The sequence below is a fragment of the Kitasatospora sp. NPDC054939 genome, from assembly GCF_053610105.1.
The window spans coordinates 38,516-51,773 of the sequence record NZ_JBSGXP010000049.1 but is presented as its reverse complement, the minus strand read 5'-3'; the positions used below and the strand labels follow the sequence as shown (position 1 = coordinate 51,773).

The window sequence follows — 13,258 nt, the reverse complement described above, 5'->3', positions numbered from 1 at the left end:
GAATCGGTCGGCCGGTGGTCAGCCGCCGGCGCCGGCCGGTGACAGCAGCCGGGTGCCGGTGGCCGAGATCTCGGCCGCGCTGGTCCACGGGCCGCGGCCGCCTGCCTCGCTCAGCACGCGCAGCCTGAGGTAGCGGCCGGACGCCGCGGTGAAGGACACCCGTTGCGCGGCGGCGGTGTCGGCGAAGGAGCCGGTGGCCACCGGGGTGCCCCACTCGGTGGTGGAGTCGGAGACGTGCACCTCGTACCGGCCCACCCGGCCGTTGACGCCGCCGTCCTGCCGGGGCAGGTAGCCGAGGCCGTCGACGGCGTGCCGGGCTCCGAGGTCGATCCGGATCTCGTGCGGCAGCGGGTCGGCGCCGCCGGACCACTTGGTGTGCCAGATCGTCGCCGGGTTGCCGTCGATCGCGTTGGCGGCGGCGCCGTTCTCGCCGGCGGTCTCCTGGCTGTCGGCGCCGACGACCTTCCAGTCGGTCTGCGGGATCGGGGCGGACCCCGGGGTGACCGGGGTGCCGGACGGGACGGTGATCCCGGCCGCCGTCACGGTGAACGCCTCGGCCCGGTTCCCGGCCTTGATCCACAGCACGCCGGCACGGTCGGCCGGGTCGAAGTACCAGCCGCTGCCGGCGGCGTCGTAGGCGGCCTTGCCCGCGAGGGCGGGCAGCGCCGTCCCGCCGACCGTCACCGAGGTCGGCGCGCCCGCGCTGTGCACGGTGAACTCGTAGCCGCGCGAGGCGGGCTTGCCGGTGTAGCCGCCGTTCGCCGCGCCGACGGCGATGACGGCGTCGCCCCGGCCGGAGGCGGGCGCGCGGACGTCGACCCGCTGGCGGGCGTAGGCGCCGTTCTGGTGGGCCCGGGTCACCCCGTCGTCCTCGTAGAGGCTGAACGTGGAGTCGCCGCGCGGGTACACGTCGTAGGTCAGGGTGGAGACGCTCTTCTCGCCGGTGTGGTTCATCTGCGGCCACATCGGCACGATCGCGCCGGAGCGGACGAACAGCGGGAGGGTGTCGAGCGGGGCCGCGTAGCCGTCGAGCCAGCCCGGGCCCTGGTGGACCCTGCCGGTCCAGTAGTCGGTCCAGCTGCCGGCCGGCAGGTAGATCCCGTTGCGGACGTTCGTGTCGCTGACGACCGGCGCGACCAGGAACGAGTCGCCGGCCATGAACTGGCCGCTGGTCAGGTTGCCGCGGGCCACCGGGTCGTCCGGGTACTCCAGCACCAGGGCCCGGGTGGAGGGCACGCCGCTCTCGTTGGCGGTCTTGCTCATGGTGTACAGGTACGGCATCAGCCGCATCTTCAGCTGGAGGTACTTGCGGTTGATCGACAGGTACGGCTCGGAGAACCGCCAGGGCTGCTTGTCCTGGTACCCGGCCGCGGGGTTGGTGGCGCCCCAGCCGGACATCGTCATGAAGGCCGGGGTGAAGGCCTTCCACTGCAGGTCGCGGACGTAGGTCTGCGGGCTCCCGCCGAAGATCCCGTCGATGTCGCCGGAGGCGTAGTTGAGGGCGGACAGGCCCGCGCCGGCGATCGAGGGGACGTGCCAGCGCATGGCGTCCCAGGTGCCGCTGGTGTCGCCGGTCCAGACGACGGCGTTGCGCTGGGTGCCGGCCCAGCCGTCGACGGTCCAGACGAACCGGCGGGCGTCGGAGTTGTTCTCGATGCCCTGGACGGCCTGCTTCACGCCGTCGAAGGCGTACTTGTAGCCGCCGCCGATCCAGGCGACGTCGGTCTTCACGGCCCGTGAGCCGGCCGTTGCGACCTCGCGGTCGATGTCGGCGAGGCCGGTGGAGGTCCACAGGCCGGTCCGGAAGCCCTTGGCCTTGAGGGCGGTGACGGTGCCCGGCAGGTCGGTGTACCCGCAGCCGTAGCCGTCGTTGGGCAGGAACCATCCCGAGGGCATGTCGGCGGCACGCGCGTCGGTCGCGTAGCCGACCACGTCGGGCGTGGTCTGGTGGCGGGCGCGGTTGTGGTCGCCCTGGTAGGCGGGGTTGGAGGCGTTGAAGCAGTCGGCGTTGCCGAGTTCCAGGCCCCAGATCGGTGCGAGGAAGGGCTTGCCGGTGACGTCGGTGTAGCCGTCGAGCACGTCCTTGAGCGAGGTGCCCGCGAAGTACCAGGCGTCGAAGCGGCTCTCGTCGTGGGTGAGCGCGGTCGGGGCCCGGAAGTCGTACGAGCCGGGCGCCCAGGTGTTGCGCATGACGCCGTAGCCGTTGGTGGACATGTAGAACGGCGCCGGGCTGGCGTTGGTGCCCTCGGTCCACTTGTTGGAGACCGCCACGGGGACGGTCCGGTCGCGCAGGGCCCATTCGCCCAGGTGCAGGCCGGTGCCGTAGAACTGCTCGTCCGCGGCGCGGCCGAGGTACTGGGTGGTCCGGCCGCCGGTCCAGCTGGTGGGCTTGGACTCGGACCACACCGGGGTGGTGTCGTCGGCCCGGTAGAGCGCGAAGGTCAGCGGCTTCTTGTTGATCCGCAGGCTGATGGCGGAGGTGCCGATCCGCCAGTACGGGCCGGCGTCGGTGAGGGTGGCGCCGACCGTGCCGAAGGAGGTGGTGACCGCCAGGTCGGTGCCGGCCGGGTCGTCGGCGAAGGAGCCGTTCGGGGAGAGCCAGATCCGGAACACGTCGGCGCGGGCGACGGTGATCCGGACGGCGGCGGCGCTCGACGTCCGGACGGTGAAGGTGTCACCGGTGCGGGTGACGGACGTGGCGTTCCCGGCGGTCGCGGCATGGGCGGGCAGGGCGGGGCCGAGCGCGGTCAGCAGGGCGCCGAGCAGGGTGAGGACCACGGCCGCGGCCGTTCGGCGGCGGGCGGCGGTCCGTGGTCGGGGGTCGGGGGGAGCGACGGCAGCGCTCACGCTGTCCTCCTGGGGAGGGAGAGGGGTGTCCCGCGCCATGGGGAGCGGCGGGCGGGGGAGGCTGTGCCCCGCCATGACAGCAAGGGACATGACATGTCGTCAAGTGCTTGAACTGGCGGCGTTTCGAGCAATATTGAGCACGATTTGCAAACTCACGAGCAGGATGGGGCGCGGCGACAGGGCGGATGGCCGGGCCCCCGACCCGGGCCGTGGCACACCCGCCCGACCTGCCGCCGTCCGCGCCGCCGCCCGCACCGGCTACCGGACGCGCCCCTCCCCCGCCTGACGGACAGTCAGTATCGCCAGCAGACGCGCCACTTCGGCGGCGACGGCGTCCCGGCCGGCGCCGAGGTAGACCCGGGTGTCGACGAGCACCTCGTCGGCCCGGAGCGCCGCACGGACCGCGCCGGTGAAGGCCTTGTTGAGGTGGGTGGCAATGTTGATCTTCGTCATGCCGTGGGCGACGGCGGCGGCGAGGTGCCCGTCGTCCACGCCCGAGGAGCCGTGCAGGACCAGCGGCACGGGGACCGCCGCGCGCAGTTCGGCGATCAGGTCAAGGTCGGGTTGGGCGTCACGGGTCAGCATCGCGTGCGAGGTGCCGACCGCCACCGCGAGGGCGTCGACCGATGTCGCGCGGACGAAGGCGGCGGCCTCCCCCGGATCGGTGCGGGCGCCGGGCGCGTGGACGCCGTCCTTGCCGCCGACCTCGCCCAGCTCGGCCTCGACCGCCACACCCGCCGCGTGGCACCGGGCGCTGACCTCGGCGGTGGCGCGGACGTTCTCCTCGTACGGCAGTGCCGAGGCGTCGAACATCACCGAGCCGAAGCCGAGTCGGACCGCCTCCTCGACGAGGTCCACCCGGGTGGCGTGGTCGAGGTGGACGGCCACCGGCACGGCGGCGGCCCGGGCCACGGCGACGGTGGCCGCACCGACCGGGGCCAGGCCGCCGTGGTAGCGGACGGCGTTCTCGCTGATCTGCAGCACGACCGGGGTGCCGGCGGCCTCGGCGCCGGCCACGATCGCCTCGGCGTGCTCCAGCTGGATGACGTTGAACGCGCCGACGCCGTGGCCGTGTCGGACTGCGTGGGCGAGGACCTCGCCGGTTCCGGTGAGGGGCATGGTGGTGGAGGGACCTCTCTCGCGGGGGTGGGTTTCCGGTGCCCGGTCGGTGTTCCGCCGGGCCGGGCGGGGCGGGGTGTGCGGGTCCGGCAGCGGGGCGTGCGCGCCTGCCAGCGGGGCGTGCGGAGTCCGGTACCGGGCCGGCGCTACGGCGCGTGCCGGGGGCCGAGCGCCTCGACCTCGACCACGCCGAGGAGTCGGGCGCGGGTCGCCCGGTCGAAGCGGCCGGCCTGCGGCTCCGGCACCGTGGCGGCGGACAGCGCCGCCGCCTGCCGCAGCCGTTCGGGCCACGGCGCGCCGGCGACCAGCCCCGCGGTAAGGGCGGCGACGGCCGAGTCGCCCGCGCCCGTCGGGTTGCCCGGCAGCCGTTCGGGCAGCCGGGCCCGCCAGCGGCCCTCGGGCGTGCAGGCGAGCAGTCCGTCCGGACCGAGTGAGGCCACGACCGCCTGCGCACCGGCTTCCCGCAGGGCCTCCGCGCCGTCGACCGGGTCGTCGGTACCGGTGGCGGCGGCGAGTTCCGCGGCGTTCGGCTTGACCAGCGCGGGGCGGGCGGTGAGCGCGGCGCGCAGCGCGGGGCCGTCGGTGTCGAGGACGGCCGGGACGCCGTGGCGGTGGGCCGTCCCGATCAGCCGGCGGTAGCTGTCGGCCGCCAGCGTGGGCGGCAGGCTGCCGGCGAGCACCACCGCGTCGGCGCGGGGCAGCAGGCGTTCGTAGCGGGCGACGAAGTCCTCCCACTCGCGCGCGGTGACGGCGGGGCCGGGTTCGAGGTAGACGGTGGTGTCGCCGTGGCGGCCCTCGACGACGGCCACCGTGCGCCGGCTCTCACCGGCCACGGTGACCAGGTCCTCGGGGATCCGGGCGGCCGCCAGGTCGGCGCGCACCGCCCGGCCGGTACTCCCGCCGGCCAGTCCGGTCACGACGGCGGGCCGGCCCAGCGCGGTGAGCACCCGGGCGACGTTGATGCCCTTGCCGCCGGCCTGCTGGGTGACGGCGACCCGGTTGCTGCCGTGCCGGGTGACCTCGTCCAGCCGGTAGGTGATGTCCAGGGCCGTGTTGAGCGTGACGGTGAGGATCATCGCGATCGGACCCCCGCGAGGTCCTCGGCGAGCAGGCCGGCGCCCAGGCAGCCCGCGTACGGGCCGAGCACGGCGGCCACGAGTGCGGGGGCCGGACGGAACGTCAGCCGTTCGGCGAGGGCCTTCCGTACCGGCTCCAGAAGGGTTTCGCCCGCCTCGGCCAACCCGCCGCCGATGACGAGGCGTTCGAGGTCGAGGAGGGTCGTGAGCGCGGTGAGCCCGTCCGCCAGTGCCTCGACCGCCTCGGTCCAGATCTGCAGGGCGGGGGCTTCGCCGGCTGCGGCCCGGCCCCCGACCTCCTCGGCCGTGACGCCCCCGGTGCCGGTGGCCTCGGCGTACCGCCGGGTCACCGCGGTGGCCGAGGCGAGGGTCTCCAGGCAGCCCCGGTTGCCGCAGGCGCAGGGGTCTGCGCCGGGCCGGACGACCAGGTGGCCGAGTTCCCCGGCGAATCCCCGGGCTCCGGCGTGCGGCCTGCCGTCGACGACCAGGGCGGCGGCGATGCCGGTGCCGACCGGGACGAAGGCGAGGTCGCGGCAGCCGCGGCCGGCGCCCAGTCGGCTCTCGGCGAGGCCGCCGGCCCGGACGTCGTGGCCGAACGCGACGGGCAGGTCGAGGTGTTCGGCCACCCAGCGGCGGACCGGGACGTCGCGCCACCCCAGGTTGACCGCGAGGGTGCAGACTCCTGCCTCCTCGTCGACCAGCCCCGGTACGACGACCCCGGCCGCGGTCACCGGGAGGTCTCGCCCGGCGGCGGCGGAGCGGAGGTCGTCGGCGCAGGCCAGGAGGGTGTCGAGCACGGCATCGGGGCCGCGTTCGGCGCGGGTGTGCCACTGCCGGGCTTCGAGCAGCCGTCCGTCCTCGACCAGGCCGCCCTTGATGCGGGTGCCGCCGACGTCCAGGGCGATGACGGTCACGGGCCCGCCCCTCCGTCGCGGGGACCGCCGCGGCGCGGGGCGGTCACGGCCGGTCCAGGACGATCGAGCGCGTCAGGTTGCGCGGCCGGTCCGGGTCGAGGCCGCGCGAGACGGCGATCTCGACGGCCAGCCGCTGGGCCCGGACGAGGTCGGCGAGCGGGTCCAGGCGGGAGACCGAGACGGTCGCACCGAGGGCCCGGACCTCCTCCTCCAGTCCGATGGGCGGGGCACCGAAGAACCAGACGGCGCTGGTCGGGTCGGTGACGCTGACCGGCCCGTGGCGGTACTCCATCGCGGGGTAGGACTCGGTCCACGAGGAGGCGGCCTCGCGCACCTTGAGGGCCGCCTCGTGGGCGATGCCGACGGTCCAGCCGGTTCCGAGGAAGGTGAACTGGCGTGCGGCGGCCGCTCCTTCGGGCAGCGGCTCGACCAGGGCCAGCTCGGCCTGCTGCGGCAGGTCGTCGGGGACGAGCCCGAGATGGGCGCGCAGCAGGACCAGCGCGGTGGTGGCGAAGCGCGTCTGCACGACCGAGCGCTCGTCGGCGAAGTCCAGCACCACCAGGGAGCGCGCGGCGCCGGCGACGGGTGTCGTGCCGTCGGCGGTGAGGGCGACGGTCTCGCCCGCCGTCGCGCGTCCGAGCGCTTCGACGACCTCGGTGGTGGTGCCGGAGCGGGTGATCGCCACCACCCGGTCGTAGCGCCGGCGGTACGGGAACTCCGAGGCCGCGAACGCCTCGGTCTCCCCCAGTCCTGCGCCCTCCCGCAGTGCGGCGTAGGCCTGCGCCATGTACAGCGAGGTACCGCAGCCGATCACCGCGACCCGTTCGCCGCGTTCCGGCAGGCCCTCGGGTGTCAGGTCAAGCGCACGCCGCCAGCAGTCGGGCTGGTCGGCGATCTCCACGTCCACATGGCTCACGCTGTCCTCCAGACAGGTTCTTGCTCGAATATGCTTGATTTATAGACCTTCACTGCAGCTTTGCGCAATATCGAGCATCACTGTGCAGGTAAGGCAGCGCTGCGAGCAGCGGCGCCGCGACGGGCGGGGACGACGCGGCGGACGACGGCCACGGCCCGCCGCTGCGGCGGGCCGTGGCACCCTCCAGGGAGCGTCAGACCGCGGCGACCACGTCGAACCGCTCGGCACCGACCACCCATGCGCCGCGGCGCATCACGGCGACCACGGCGTGGCCGACGGAGTCGAGGACCACCAGGTCGGCCTGCTTGCCCACCTCCAGGGAGCCGATCCGGTCGGCCAGGCCGAGCAGGCGGGCGGGCACGGCGGAGAGCGATTCGACCGCCTGGTTCAGCGAGAGCCCGCCGACGGTGAGGCAGCGCCGCAGGACCCGGTCGAGGGTGAGGGTGGAGCCGGCGATGGAGCTGCCGTCGGGGAGCATCGCGACACCGTCCCTGACCTCGACCTGGAGCGGGCCGAGCGGGTAGCGGCCGTCGCCCATGCCGGCGGCGCCCATGGCATCGGTGATCAGCGCGACGCGGGAGGGGCCGGCGACGCCGTAGGCGAGATCGAGGACGGTGGGGTGCAGGTGGACGCCGTCGTTGATGAGCTCGACGGTGACGCGGTCGTCCTGCAGCAGGGCCGCGACCGGTCCGGGGGCGCGGTGGGCGATCCCCGGCATGGCGTTGAACAGGTGGGTGGCGACGGTGGCGCCCGCGTCGACGGCCCGCAGGGCGGTCGCGTGGTCGGCGTCGGTGTGGCCGACGGCGGCGATGACGCCGAGGTCGGCCAGCAGGCGCACGGAGTCCAGCCCGCCGGGCAGTTCGGGGGCGAGGGTGACCATCCGCGCGTGTCCGCGGGCGGCGCCGACGAGCCTGCGGACCAGGGCGGGGTCGGGGTCGCGCAGCAGGTCGGGGCGGTGGGCGCCGCAGCGGCTGCGGGAGATGAAGGGCCCCTCGAAGTGGATCCCGGCCAGGACGCCGTCCTCGACGAGTTCCGACAGGACGGCGGCCTGGCGGGCCAGGTCGTCGATCTCGCCGGTGACCGTGGAGGCGACGGTGGTGGTGGTGCCGTGCACGAGGTGGGTGCGGGCGGCCGTCAGGGCCTCCTCCGCGACGCCGGAGGAGTAGGACGCACCGCCGCCGCCGTGGACGTGCAGGTCGACGAAGCCGGGGACGACGGTGTGGCCGGCCAGGTCGAGGTCGCCGGCCTGCGCCGGGCCGCCGAGGCCAGTGATCGCCGGCCCGCCGACCGAGATCCGGCCGTGATCGACGACACCGCCGGGCAGGACCAGACGGGCGCCGGACAACGTGATGCGGGTGGGGGCCACGCGGTCACCTCCAGGAAGAGGGCGCGTGCCACCGCCGTCGCCCCTCGCCGCCCTGGTCACGCCGGCAGGGGACGGACACGGCATCGCGCCGATCGAAACTGCTTGATGTGCCGGGTACTCTAATCAGTTCCGAGCACCGGGGCCTCGGTGCAGACCTGCCGCGTACCTGCCGCCCGGCCAGCGCCGGGCCTCGGTCACCGGATCCGCGACACCGTCGCTGCGGTACGGACCAAGCCTCGTCTAGACTCGCGGACATGCTCAAAGCTGACCGGACCGCCAAGATCCTCGCTCATGTCACCGAAGCGGGGAGCGCCGACGTGCACGCACTGGCGGAGTTGCTGGGCGTCTCGACCGCGACCGTCCGCCGCGACCTCCAGGAGCTCCACGACCAGGGCCTGCTGCACCGCACCCGCGGCGGCGCGGTGACCGGCACCGTCAACCTGGAACTGCCGCTGCGCCACCGGCACGGCAAGCGGCAGGCCGAGAAGCGGCGGATCGCCCTGGCCGCCGAGCGCCTGGTGCCGGAGGGGGCCGTGGTCGGCCTGACCGGCGGCACCACGACCAGCGAGCTCGCCCGGGTGCTCGCCGAGCGCGGCGGCGTCACCATCGTGACCAACGCGGTCAACATCGCGGCCGACCTGATCGTCCGCCCGGAGATCCGCCTCGTGGTGGTCGGCGGCATCGCACGGTCGGCCAGCTACGAGCTGGTCGGGCCGGCCGCCGAACGCATGCTCTCGCAGTACCACCTGGACGTCGCCTTCATCGGCGTCGACGGCCTGACCGCGAGCGAGGGCTGCACCACGCACGACGAGATGGAGGCCCACACCGACCAGGCCTTCCTGCGCAGCGCCGCGCGGTCGGTCGTCCTGACGGACAGCACCAAGGTGGGACTGGTCACCTTCGCCGCGATCTGCCCGCTGACGGACATCCACGACGTCGTCACCGACGACGAGCTGACCGGCGCGCAGGAGAAGGCCATCACCGCGTGCGGCGTGCGGGTGCTGCGCGCCTGAGCCCCGCCCCACCGGCTGCACCCGAAGCCCCCGGTCCGTCCGGGGGCTTCGACGTGCCCGCCGACGCCCGAGGGCCGGCTCGCGCGGCGAGCGGGGCGGGGCGGGCGCGGCGGGGCGGGTGTCTCGGCGTGAGGCCCGCACTTTGCGCCTCCTGTGAACAAGTTTGAGCAACGATCGGGGCTCCGCCGGCCTCGGCTTCCGGTCCGGCCCGGCAAGGCCCCGACGAGGTCGCCACGGCACCCGCACAGCTGCGCCGACCTGCAGCAACTCCGCACCCGACGAAGCCTGAGCTGTTCCCTCCCCGGGCCGCCGAACCGTCCAGCGGGAGGCGTGTCCGCAACGGTCCGATAACGCAACTGGACCGCTCGGGCCCCCTCGTGAATACTTCCGAGCACAGCAGGGACTTCACATTTGCGCGAAACTGGCCACCTTCAAGCACAATCAAGCAAGCGCTGGCCGGCTACCTGCCGTTGGAACAACCGACAGGTGCGCAGAGCGGCGGCCTCCCCCAGCCCCGCGGCGTACCGATCCGGTGCACGGCTTCCGAACTCCCAGGAACGAACCCGCCCATGACACGGGTTCGCAGGACGAAGGCGGTACACGGCCATGAACAAGCGACTCCTCACCATCCCGCTGGTCTGCGCCACCACGGCGCTCACCCTCACCGCCTGCGGCAGCGGCGGATCCAGCGGCTCCGCCGGCGGGAACGTCACCCTCAAGCTGGTCGCCGCCGACTACGGCGACAAGGCCTCCAACAGCTCGAAGTCCTACTGGGACGGCGTCGCCACCGCCTTCACCGCGGCCAACCCCGGAATCAAGGTCGACGTCCAGGTCATCAACTGGAACGACATCGACAAGCAGGTCAAGACGATGATCCAGAGCGGGAACGTCCCCGACGTCCTGCAGACCGGCGGCTACGCCGACAAGGTCGCCGACGACCTCCTGTACAAGGCCGACGAGGTGCTCTCCACCGCGACCCAGGCCAACCTGATCACCACCTTCGCCGACGCCGGCAAGGTCAAGGGCACCCAGTACGGCATCCCCTTCGTCTCCTCGGCCCGCGCCTTCTTCTACAACAAGGCGGTCTTCCAGCAGGCCGGCATCGCCCAACCGCCCACCACCTGGGACGAGGTCAAGCAGGCCGCCGAGAAGATCAAGGCCAAGGTGCCGGGTGTCGTGCCGTACGCCCTGCCGCTCGGCCCGGAGGAGGCCCAGGGCGAGAGCATGATCTGGGAACTCGGCAACGGCGGCGGCCACACCGACCGGAGCGGCGCCTACACCGTCAACAGCCAGGCCAACATCGACACCTTCACCTGGCTCAAGTCCAACCTCGTGCAGCCGGGCCTCACGTACGCCAACCCCGCCTCCACCGACCGCAAGACCGCCTTCGCCGACTTCGCGGCCGGCAAGACCGCCATGCTCAACGGCCACCCCTCGCTCATCGCCATGTCGACGGAGGGCAAGGTCGAGTACGGCGTCGCCCCCATCCCCGGCAAGAGCGGCCCCCTCAAGTCCACGCTCGGCGTGGCGGACTGGACGATGGCGTTCAAGAAGAACAAGCACGCCGCGGAGATCAAGAGGTTCCTCGACTTCGCGTACTCCAAGGAGAACACCCTCAAGTTCGTCGAGACCTACAACCTCATGCCCGTCACCCAGGACACCCTGCGGGAGATGAGCGCCAACGGCAAGCACAAGGACCTCGAACCGTTCTTCGCCCTGCTGCCCGGCGCCTCCTTCTACCCCCTGGGCGACACCGCCTGGGACGCGGTCTCCGCCGAACTCAAGAAGGGCATCGGCTCCGCCGTCGCCGACGACCCCGCCACGGTCCTCGGCAGCCTGCAGAAGAAGGCCCAGGACGCGGTCGCCGACAAGTAGCCGCCCGCCGCCGGCCGTTCCCGCCGCACCCGGACCGCCCCGACCACCCGCACCCCGAGCGCCCGCACCCGCCGAAGCACCCGGGCGGCGGCGGACCACCCCCGGCCGCCGCCGCCCCTGACCCGGCACCCCGAACCCCTCACCCCGGCACCCCTTGTCCCGCCAACGCGCAGCTCCGCCCGCCCGGAAGGCACCCCGTGTCCCTCAAGTCCGCTGCCCCACAAGCCCGGAGGTCCGGACGGCGAACGCCGGCCCGCTCCGGCCTCGCCCGGCTCGGCCCGCTGCCGTGGATCGGCCCGGCCGTCCTGCTGATCGTCCTGGTGGTCCTCTGGCCGGTCTACGAGATGGTCCGCACCTCCTTCCTGCGGATCAGCACCAGCGGCTTCGTCCGCGGCTCGGCCGGATTCGACAAGTACCGCAAACTCCTCGACGAACCCGACCTCGGCCACGTGCTCGTGCGCACCGTCGGCTGGACACTGGCCGTGGTCGGCCTCACGATGCTCCTCGCGCTGGCCCTCGCCCAACTGTTCAACCAGCGCTTCCCCGGCCGCCGTTACGTACGCTGGGCACTGATCGCACCCTGGGCCGCGTCCGTCCTGATGACCTCCATCGGCTTCAAGTGGATGCTCAACCAGACCTCCGGGGTACTCAACACGCTGCTCGCCGACCTCGGGCTGATCGACGGCCCCCGCGACTGGCTCGGCGACCCGGCCACCGCCTGGCCGTGGATGATCCTGGTGGCGGTCTTCGTCTCCCTCCCCTTCACCACCTACACCCTGCTCGCCGGCCTCCAGACCGTCCCCGCCGACCTGTACGAGGCGGCGCGGGTCGACGGCGCCTCCCCCTTCCAGGCGTACCTGCGGATCACCCTGCCGCTGCTGCGCCCGGCGTTCCTGGTCGGCCTGGTGATCAACCTCATCAACGTCTTCAACTCGTTCCCCGTCATCTGGGGCATGACCCAGGGCGGACCCGACAGCGACACCGCCACCACGACGGTGTTCATGTACCAGTTGAAGAACACCGACATCGCCGAGTCGGCCGCCATGTCCGTCGTGAACTTCGCCCTGGTCGTCCTGATGGTCCTCCTCTTCCTCAGGGTCAGCCGGTGGAACCAGGAGGAGAACTGATGTCCAACCGCATGCCCGCCACGCGGCGCGACGGGCGCCGGCCGATCAGTCCCCGCACCCTCGTCATCACCGCCGTCGCCTGGGCGCTGGCAGCGCTGTTCCTGCTGCCGTACCTGGAGATGGTCGTCACCGCCGTCCGGCCGGCCGACGAACTGCGGGACGCCACCTACCTGCCGAGCCGCTTCGCCTGGTCCAACCTCGTCGACGTCTGGCGGGAGTCCACCCTCGGCGACAACCTCCGGGTCACCCTGCTGGTCTCCGTCGGCTCCACCCTGCTGGCCCTCGCGGTGGCCCTGCCGGCCGCGTACTACACCGCCCGCATCAGGTACCGGGGACGCAAGCTCTTCCTGCTGCTCGTCCTGGTCACCCAGATGTTCCAGCCGACCTCGCTGCTGGTCGGCCTCTACCGCGAGTTCCACCAGCTGGACATGCTCAACTCGGTGTGGACGCTGATCCTCTGCAACGCGGCGTTCAACCTCGCCTTCACCATCTGGATCCTCACCGCCTACATCGGGTCCATTCCGGTGGCGCTGGAGGAGGCCGCCATGCTCGACGGCCTCGGCCGCCTGGGCACGCTGCGCCGCGTGGTGCTCCCGCTCGCGATGCCCGGCATCGTCACGGCGGTGATCTTCACCTTCATCTCCGCCTGGAACGAGTTCGTCATGGGCCTCACCCTCTCCACCGAGCCCGCCAGCCAGCCCCTGACGGTCGGCATCAGCAGCTTCATCGGCAACTACACCGTGCAGTGGAACTACCTCTTCGCCGGATCCGTCATCGCCATCCTGCCGGTCGTGGTCCTCTTCGCCGTCATCGAGCGCCACGTCGTCTCCGGCCTCACCGCAGGGTCCGTCAAGTAGCGGCACCTCCGCACCGCGCCGCATCACCACAGCCCGAGAGGGCATCGGCCAGGGCCCTCGCACCGTCGACCGGCCCGAAGCCGACCAACCGGAGCGGGGCCGAGATGGTCTCGTCCTCCCGCCTACTCCTGCCCCGCGTCCTCGCGCC

General features: G+C 73.0%; 10 protein-coding genes. 4 read left to right on the top strand and 6 right to left on the bottom strand.

All coding sequences use genetic code 11. The annotated features are described in order from the left end of the window. Positions 1 to 18: 18 nt before the first annotated feature. From ACWGB8_RS16540 to nagA, 6 genes are all read right to left on the bottom strand, one after another. Complete coding sequence (locus tag ACWGB8_RS16540) at positions 19 to 2,847, bottom strand: TIM-barrel domain-containing protein (RefSeq protein WP_452214186.1); 2,829 nt, start codon at positions 2,845 to 2,847, stop codon at positions 19 to 21. Positions 2,848 to 3,105: 258 nt separating this feature from the next. After that, positions 3,106 to 3,966, bottom strand: a complete 861-nt coding sequence (locus ACWGB8_RS16535; RefSeq protein WP_452214185.1) for a class II fructose-bisphosphate aldolase — start codon at positions 3,964 to 3,966, stop codon at positions 3,106 to 3,108. Between the two features lie 146 nt (positions 3,967 to 4,112). Beyond that, entirely contained in the window at positions 4,113 to 5,042 is a 930-nt protein-coding gene (locus ACWGB8_RS16530; protein ID WP_452214184.1) for a 1-phosphofructokinase family hexose kinase, read from the bottom strand. Then, complete coding sequence (locus ACWGB8_RS16525) at positions 5,039 to 5,956, bottom strand: ROK family protein (protein WP_452214183.1); 918 nt, start codon at positions 5,954 to 5,956, stop codon at positions 5,039 to 5,041. The genes ACWGB8_RS16530 and ACWGB8_RS16525 overlap by 4 nt, the downstream gene beginning before the upstream one ends. A gap of 43 nt (positions 5,957 to 5,999) precedes the next feature. Further along, entirely contained in the window at positions 6,000 to 6,872 is an 873-nt protein-coding gene (locus tag ACWGB8_RS16520) for an SIS domain-containing protein (RefSeq protein ID WP_452214182.1), read from the bottom strand. 193 nt (positions 6,873 to 7,065) lie between these two features. Beyond that, positions 7,066 to 8,238, bottom strand: a complete 1,173-nt coding sequence (nagA, locus tag ACWGB8_RS16515; RefSeq protein ID WP_452214181.1) for an N-acetylglucosamine-6-phosphate deacetylase — start codon at positions 8,236 to 8,238, stop codon at positions 7,066 to 7,068. Between the two features lie 254 nt (positions 8,239 to 8,492). On the opposite strand from nagA, the gene ACWGB8_RS16510 reads away from it, so the two are divergent. The 4 genes from ACWGB8_RS16510 to ACWGB8_RS16495 all read left to right on the top strand — a co-directional run bounded on the left by ACWGB8_RS16510 (position 8,493) and on the right by ACWGB8_RS16495 (position 13,110). After that, positions 8,493 to 9,251 carry a DeoR/GlpR family DNA-binding transcription regulator gene (locus tag ACWGB8_RS16510; RefSeq protein WP_452214180.1) on the top strand — a complete coding sequence of 253 codons (759 nt, stop codon included), beginning with the start codon at positions 8,493 to 8,495 and terminating at the stop codon, positions 9,249 to 9,251. 606 nt (positions 9,252 to 9,857) lie between these two features. Then, positions 9,858 to 11,126, top strand: coding sequence for an extracellular solute-binding protein (locus ACWGB8_RS16505; protein WP_452214179.1), 1,269 nt, complete (start codon positions 9,858 to 9,860; stop codon positions 11,124 to 11,126). A 197-nt stretch (positions 11,127 to 11,323) separates the two neighbouring features. After that, positions 11,324 to 12,253 (top strand): carbohydrate ABC transporter permease, encoded by a 930-nt coding sequence (locus ACWGB8_RS16500; RefSeq protein WP_452214178.1) that lies wholly within the window; start codon positions 11,324 to 11,326, stop codon positions 12,251 to 12,253. Next, positions 12,253 to 13,110 (top strand): carbohydrate ABC transporter permease, encoded by an 858-nt coding sequence (locus tag ACWGB8_RS16495; RefSeq protein WP_452214177.1) that lies wholly within the window; start codon positions 12,253 to 12,255, stop codon positions 13,108 to 13,110. The genes ACWGB8_RS16500 and ACWGB8_RS16495 overlap by 1 nt, the downstream gene beginning before the upstream one ends. Positions 13,111 to 13,258 lie beyond the last annotated feature (148 nt).